At 63.9% G+C, this 255-nt stretch carries 1 pseudogene; it reads left to right on the top strand.

From position 1 onward, the window contains the following. Nucleotides 1–255, top strand: a pseudogene (locus HAQ05_RS28300) (hypothetical protein); the annotation flags it as partial.

The following is a 255-nucleotide window of genomic DNA, read 5'->3' as shown; positions in this document are numbered from 1 at the left end:
CCGACTTCGCGGCGAACAGCCGGGTGGGCGATGCCTTCCTTGGTCCTGACGGCAACTGGTATGAAGTGGCCAATATCGCCAGCGCTACGGTGCTGTCGATCTTGCCGGCCTACCAGGGCGCGAGCGTCGATGCTGGGAGCTACGCCCTAGCGCCCATGCAGGGTTACGTGAAGGACTCGGCGGACCAGTTACGTTCGCTGGTGAGTCAGTTCGGCAGCCTGGCCGCAGATCCCTCGATTAACGCGCTTGAGGCGC

The organism is Pseudomonas typographi, assembly GCF_014694385.1.
GTDB classification, from domain to species: domain Bacteria; phylum Pseudomonadota; class Gammaproteobacteria; order Pseudomonadales; family Pseudomonadaceae; genus Aquipseudomonas; species Aquipseudomonas typographi.
Note: the sequence above shows the minus strand (reverse complement) of the source record. Positions and strands in the feature narration are given on the sequence as shown.